This is a genomic window from Williamsia sp., assembly GCF_016462415.1.
Lineage (GTDB): Bacteria > Actinomycetota > Actinomycetes > Mycobacteriales > Mycobacteriaceae > Williamsia_A.
Window position 1 is genome coordinate 1 of the sequence record NZ_JAEMTF010000161.1, and the last position, 6,063, is coordinate 6,063.

General features: G+C 69.2%; 7 protein-coding genes. 5 read left to right on the plus strand and 2 right to left on the minus strand.

All coding sequences use genetic code 11. From position 1 onward, the window contains the following. The 3 genes from JHC79_RS22300 to JHC79_RS22310 all read left to right on the plus strand — a co-directional run. Positions 1–638, plus strand: a 638-nt coding sequence (locus tag JHC79_RS22300; RefSeq protein ID WP_296395016.1) for a TOBE domain-containing protein, incomplete at its 5' end; no start/stop codon positions are given. Between the two features lie 74 nt (positions 639–712). Next, positions 713–2,503, plus strand: coding sequence for a malto-oligosyltrehalose trehalohydrolase (treZ, locus tag JHC79_RS22305; RefSeq protein WP_296395018.1), 1,791 nt, complete (start codon positions 713–715; stop codon positions 2,501–2,503). Then, positions 2,500–3,519: an LLM class flavin-dependent oxidoreductase gene (locus JHC79_RS22310; RefSeq protein WP_296395020.1), complete on the plus strand. Its 1,020-nt coding sequence runs from the start codon at positions 2,500–2,502 to the stop codon at positions 3,517–3,519. The genes treZ and JHC79_RS22310 overlap by 4 nt, the downstream gene beginning before the upstream one ends. A gap of 56 nt (positions 3,520–3,575) precedes the next feature. Here the strand turns inward: JHC79_RS22310 and ilvA are convergent, their stop codons facing one another. Together ilvA and JHC79_RS22320 are read right to left on the minus strand one after the other, a co-directional pair. After that, on the minus strand, positions 3,576–4,922 hold the full coding sequence (gene ilvA / locus JHC79_RS22315; protein WP_296395027.1) for a threonine ammonia-lyase IlvA: 1,347 nt from the start codon (positions 4,920–4,922) through the stop codon (positions 3,576–3,578). A gap of 96 nt (positions 4,923–5,018) precedes the next feature. Continuing rightward, the gene (locus tag JHC79_RS22320; RefSeq protein WP_296395022.1) at positions 5,019–5,462 is read right to left on the minus strand and encodes a nitroreductase family deazaflavin-dependent oxidoreductase; all 444 of its coding nucleotides are present in this window, start codon (positions 5,460–5,462) and stop codon (positions 5,019–5,021) included. A 130-nt stretch (positions 5,463–5,592) separates the two neighbouring features. Here JHC79_RS22320 and JHC79_RS22325 point away from each other — a divergent pair, with 130 nt between their 5' ends. Both JHC79_RS22325 and JHC79_RS22330 read left to right on the plus strand, forming a co-directional pair. After that, the gene (locus JHC79_RS22325; RefSeq protein ID WP_296395024.1) at positions 5,593–5,838 is read left to right on the plus strand and encodes a hypothetical protein; all 246 of its coding nucleotides are present in this window, start codon (positions 5,593–5,595) and stop codon (positions 5,836–5,838) included. 13 nt (positions 5,839–5,851) lie between these two features. Further along, on the plus strand, positions 5,852–6,063 hold a 212-nt coding region (locus JHC79_RS22330), incomplete at its 3' end, for a YciI family protein (protein WP_296395026.1).

Genomic DNA, 6,063 nt, shown 5'->3' on the forward strand with positions numbered 1-6,063 from the left:
GCATGGACGAGCCCCTGTCGAACCTCGACGCCAAGCTGCGCGTGCAGACCCGCACCCAGATCGCCGCCCTGCAGCGACGCCTCGGCACCACCACCGTCTACGTCACCCACGACCAGGTGGAGGCCATGACGATGGGCGATCGCGTGGCGGTGCTGCGCGACGGCAAGCTGCAGCAGTTCAGCACCCCCACCGAGCTGTACGACCGCCCGGTCAACGCGTTCGTGGCCGGGTTCATCGGCTCGCCTGCGATGAATCTCTTCACCGCACCGCTGACCGACGACGGCGTCACCATCGGCGGATCCACCGTGGCGGTCCCGCGCACCGCGCTGGCCGGCATCGGCAAGCTCGGACTGGACTCCGCGATCGTCGGCGTCCGTCCGGAGGCGTTCTCGCTCAGCGACACCGGCGACGGCGTACCGGCCACGGTGAGTCTGCTCGAGGAGCTGGGCAGCGAGACCTACGTGTACGCGACGGTCGACGACCCGGCCGTGCGCACCATCGACGGCGGCGAGGTCACCCTGGTCACGCGGACCTCGGTGCGCGGTCCGGCCAAGATCGGCGAGCAGATCCGCCTGCAGCAGTCCGAACCCACCGTGCACCTGTTCCACCCGACCACCGGGGAGCGTCTGGGCGACTGACCGCCCCGCACGACACCGCGCAACCGACCCACCGTCCACTGCGGACGGTGGGTCGGTGCCGCTACGGTCATGGGGTGGCCGAACAGCAGCAGTACGCAGTGTGGGCGCCGGACGCGACGACGGTGTCGGTGGTGGTCGACGGCTCGTCGTCACCGATGATCCGCGACGGGCAGTGGTGGCGGTATTCCTCGGCCGCAACCGATCCCGGACGCTACGGCTTCACCATCGACGCCGACGCGGGTGACGACGACCCCACCGTCCTGCCCGATCCCCGTTCGCCCCGCCAACCGGACGGCGTGCACTCGACCTCGGCACCGTTCGTGGTCGACGAGACACTGTGGACCGATCAGGACTGGGCCGGTCGACCGGTTGCCGGCGCGGTCATCTACGAGCTGCACATCGGTACGTTCACGCGCGACGGCACCTTCGACTCGGCGATCGGACACCTCGACCACCTCGTCGACCTCGGGGTGCAGTTCGTCGAGGTCATGCCGATCAACGGGTTCAACGGCACCCACAACTGGGGTTATGACGGCGTGGCGTGGTACGCCGTGCACGAGATCTACGGCGGCCCGGCCGGTTTCGCACGGTTCGTCGACGCCTGCCACGGACGCGGTCTCGGGGTCGTCCTCGACGTCGTCTACAACCACCTCGGCCCGTCCGGCAACTATCTGCCGCAGTTCGGTCCCTATCTCACCTCCGGCGCCAACACCTGGGGTCAGTCACTGAACCTCGACCAGGCCGACTCCGACCCGGTGCGCGCCCACATCCTCGACAACGCGCTGCGCTGGTTGCGCGAGTTCCACGTCGACGCACTGCGATTGGATGCCGTGCACGCACTGGTCGATCACACCGCCATCCACCTGCTGGAGGAGCTCGCGGTGAAGACCGACGCCCTGTCGGCCGAGGTCGGCCGCCCGCTGTCGCTGATCGCCGAGAGCGATCTCAACGACCCACGCCTGATCACCGACCGTGGGCTCGGCGGATACGGCCTGGCCGCCCAGTGGGACGACGACGTCCACCACGCCATCCACACGGCGGTGTCGGGCGAACGGCAGGGCTACTACGGCGATTTCGGCAGCTACGACTGCCTCGCGACCGTGCTGACGAAGGGCTTCTTCCACGCGGCGACCTACTCGTCGTTCCGCAGGCGACGCCACGGTCGCCCGATCGACCCGGCCGTGGTGCCCTCGACCTCGCTCGTCGTCTACACCTGTAATCACGACCAGATCGGCAACCGTGCCACCGGCGACCGCCCCAGCGCCTACCTGACCCCGGGACAGCTCGCGATAAAGGCCGCACTGGTGCTCACCTCGGCCTTCACCCCGATGCTGTTCATGGGCGAGGAGTGGGGGGCATCGACCCCGTTCCAGTTCTTCACCTCCCACCCCGAGCCCGAGCTCGGCGAGGCCACCGCGACGGGCCGCATCAGTGAGTTCGCCGACCACGGGTGGGACGCCGCCGAGATCCCCGATCCGCAGGATCCCGCCACGTTCGCCCGGTCGAAGCTCGACTGGTCCGAACTCGACGAGCCCGGGCACCGGCGGATCCTCGAGTTCTACCGATCACTTCTCGAACTGCGGGCGGCAACCCCCGAGATCACCGACCCCCGCCTCGACTCGGTCGCGGTCGATTTCGACGAGCAGGCAGGGTGGTTCGCGATTCACCGCGGCGACGTCACCGCTGTGTGCGTGCTCACCGAGAAGGCGATCACCGTGCCGGTCTCGCTGACCCCGCTGCTCAGCTTCGACCCGGTCACCGTCGTCGACGGCGCGATCGAGTCGTCCGGCCACAACGTCGTCATCGGTCGTCGGCCGGCGGCGTCTGAAATACCCGGGTCGGCGTCGGTGTTGGCACTGGGGTGACTGTTCCGTATTCGCTCCTGGATCTCGCTCCTGTCGTCGATGGCACGTCCGTCGGGCAGGCGCTCAACCAATCGGTGGCCCTCGGCGTCGCCGCCGAGCAGTGGGGCTATCGGCGCTTCTGGCTGGCCGAGCACCACAACATGCCGGGAATCGCCAGTTCCAGCCCCGCGATCGTCATCGGCCAGGTCGCCCGCGCCACGTCGACGATCCGCGTGGGATCGGGCGGCATCATGCTCCCCAACCACGCCCCGCTGGTCATCGCCGAGCAGTTCGGGACGCTCGACGCGATGTTCCCGGACCGCATCGACCTGGGCATCGGACGCGCGCCCGGCACCGACCAGGTGACCGCCCACGCGTTGCGCCGCAACCCCGGGGCACTCTCGGCCGAGGACTTCCCCCAGGAACTCGCCCAGCTGCGTGCGTTCCTCGCGGGCGCCTTCCCGGCCGACCATCCGTACTCGGCCATCACCGCGGTCCCCGGCGAGGGATCGAACCTGCAGATGTGGCTGCTCGGGTCATCCACCTTCAGCGCCCAGCTCGCCGGCATGCTCGGCCTGCCGTTCGCCTTCGCCCGCCACTTCGCACCCCGGGAGACCTTTGCCGCCCTCGCCGCGTATCGCGAGCGGTTCCGACCCAGCGCCGTGCTCGACGAGCCCTATGCGATGGTGACCGCCACGGTGGTCGCCGCCGAGGACGACGAGACCGCGCGCTATCACTCCGGCCCGCAGCGGTTGGCCATGGCGCGGCTGCGCAGTGGCACCCCCGGTCGCTACCCCACCGCCGAGGACGCGGCCGCCAACCCGCTCACGCCGATGCAGGAATCGGCCGTCGCGGAAACCAGCTCGGCGTGGATCGTCGGTGGACGCGACCACGTCGCCGACGAGCTGCGCAGTCTGGTCGAGTCGACCGCGGCCGACGAGATCATGATCAGCTCGACGCTGGCCGACTTCGACGCCCGCCTCGAGTCGCACCGCATCACCGCCGAGGTGCTCGATGCGCTGGTGCCTGCGTCCTGACCTCGACCATCGGTGGCCGGACCTCCCGCCGAACGGGGAACCGGCCGCCTCTGTGTCTAGGTGAGGTAGCGGTAGGCGGACGAACCGGGTACCAGGCGTTCGCTCTTCAAACGCGAGGCATCCATGCGCTCGAGCAATGGACCCAGATCGTTCGACGATCCGAGTTCGACGCCGACCAGGGCCGCGCCGGTCTCCCGGTTGTTGCGCTTGACGTACTCGAACAGCGTGACGTCGTCGGCGGGGCCGAGCACCTCGTCGAGGAACCCCCGCAGAGCGCCCGGCTCCTGCGGGAAGTCGACCAGGAAGTAGTGCTTCAACCCGCGGTGGACCAGAGACCGTTCGATGATCTCGCCGTATCGGGACACGTCGTTGTTTCCGCCCGAGAGCAGACAGACGACAGTCGCCCCGGGATCGAACCGCAGGTCGCCGAGCGCCGCGACCGCCAGTGCTCCTGCGGGTTCGGCGATGATGCCGTCGTCCTGGTAGAGCTCCAGCATCGACGAGCAGAGCGCGCCCTCGTCGATGTGCATGACGTGCGCCGATCCCCCGGCGATCGGATCTGTCAGCGGACCGACGGTGGCGCCCGACGGGAGGTCGGGGTGTGCGGCGACACCGGGGCGCAGTTGCGACACGACGTCGTATCCCAGGCCGCCGACCCGGCGTACCGCCGCACCGTCGACGAAGGGATCGAGTTCGTCGAGCGTGACCGGTCCACCGGCAACCAGGGCCGCCGACAGCGACGCCGCACCCGTCGGCTCGACACCCACGATCACCACGTCGGGACTCTGTGCACGCAGGTAGGTCGCCATCCCGGCGAGACAGCCGCCGCCACCGACCGGTGCGATCACGACGTCGGGCACCCGCCCGAGCTGGTCGACGATCTCGAGGGCGATGGTTCCCTGACCGGCCGCGGTGCGGGGGTCGTCGAACGCGTGGATCCAGGTCGCGCCGGTCCGCATCACATCGGTCTGTGCGGCGGCCGCCGCGGCGTCGTAGGTGTCACCGACGGCGATCAGTTCGATGGACTCGCCGCCGTGCCAACGGATCCGGTCGCACTTCTGCTTCGGCGTCGTGGTGGGGACATAGATCCGGCCCTGCACACCCATCGCGGCGCAGGCGTACGCCACGCCCTGCGCGTGGTTGCCCGCACTCGCCGCGACCACACCCGCGGCGCGCTCGTCGGCGCTGAGCATGGCCATGACGTTGTAGGCGCCGCGGATCTTGTAGGACCGGACCGACTGCAGGTCCTCACGTTTGACGTAGACCTGGGCGCCGGTGCGCGCGGACAACCGCGCGTTGTGCTGCAGCGGCGTGATCTGGACCGCCTCGCGGATCCGCGCCGCCGCCGCACGAATCGACGTCGCGTCCAGAACGGGGCGCGACGGGGCGTCGGGCGTGGACAGCGGCGGATCGGCGACAGGCTGCGGGCTACTCACGTCCACCATCGTCTCACCACGTGAGCGACGGTGTGAGCAGTGCCCGCAGCCCCGCGCACGAGGTCAGCTCGTGGGAGCCGGTTCGAGGACGAAGACCGGGATCTCCCGGTCGGTCTTCTCCTGGTAGTCGGCGTACGGCGGGTAGGCCTCGACCGCCCGATCCCACCACGTCTGCTTCTCGCCGCCGAAGACCTCACGGGCGACGTAGTCGTGCACATCGGTGCCGTCGCGCAGCTCCACCCGCGGATTCGCGGCGATGTTGAAGTACCAGACCGGGTGCTTCGGCGCGCCGCCCAGCGAGGCGACGACCGCGTAGTGACCATCGTGCTCGACCCGCATCAGCGGGGTCTTGCGCAACTTGCCGGACTTGTTGCCGATGGTGGTCAGCACCACGACGGGCATCCCCTGCATGTCGGTGCCCTCGGTGCCGCCCGACTGCTCGATCTTCTCGGCCTGTTCCCGGGCCCAGTCGCTGGTGCTCGGCGCGTATTCGCCCTCTAGTGGCATGTTCTGTGGATCCTTTCCTCATCGGAGAGTTCGGGGCACCGAACTTATCGCTGCGGAGTGCCCTATACTGGAGTTCACCGAACAGGATCTTCGCGATCCCGCCCGACGTACCGCACGAATCGAGTCTGACATGACGACGCTCACCGCAACCACGGTCTCGCCGCGCGAGGCCCGGACTCCCGCCCCGACCATCGATATCGCAGGCGTGGACTGGCCGTTGTACAAGCTGCAGGCCGTCCTCATCGGCATCATGGCGGCCGTCCTGGTCGGGGCCCTGACGCAGTCGGGAGAGCTCACGGCATGGACATTGGCACTGGGCACCTCGGCCGCGTGGTGGATCCGACGTTCAGCACACGCTCGTCGCACCCGGGCCTGACGCCGTGCATGTCGTGACCCTGACCTACGTCGCACCGCTCACCGACATCGACGCCGCCCTCGACGACCACGTCGCCTGGCTCGACGAGAATTATCGCGACGGCACCTTTCTCGCGTCGGGCCGTCGGGACCCACGCGTCGGCGGCGTGATCCTCGTTGCCGACATCCCCCGCACCGACCTCGACGCACGACTCGCGCGTGACCCCTTCGGGCAGCGCGGGTTCGC